This is a genomic window from uncultured Aquimarina sp. (genome assembly GCF_947495315.1).
Classification (GTDB): Bacteria; Bacteroidota; Bacteroidia; order Flavobacteriales; family Flavobacteriaceae; genus Aquimarina.
Genome location: NZ_CANLYD010000056.1, coordinates 1 through 326, shown reverse-complemented (window position 1 = coordinate 326; position 326 = coordinate 1). Strand labels below are relative to the sequence as shown.

Genomic DNA, 326 nt, shown 5'->3' with positions numbered 1-326 from the left:
GTAGAGACGGGCAATGCTGGTTTAGACAGTGATGATGATGGTATTGCAGATGGTGATGTTGGAGCAGATGGTATTCCAGACAGTGCTCAGGGCAATGTTGATGGCGATCCTGTAACGACCAATCCTACCATCAGTGATGGCGATACGACCCCGGATTACTTAGATATTGATGCGGATGATGATGGTATTCCAGACAATGTAGAGGCGCAACCTACGGGTAGTTATACCTCACCAAGTGGTACTGACAATGATAACGATGGTATCGATGATGCGTATGATCCGGTATGTAACTTATCGGATGACAACGCCTCTGGTGACAACAGTGA

At 46.9% G+C, this 326-nt stretch carries 1 pseudogene; it reads left to right on the top strand.

From position 1 onward, the window contains the following. Positions 1–326, top strand: a pseudogene (locus Q0910_RS28570) (hypothetical protein); the annotation flags it as partial.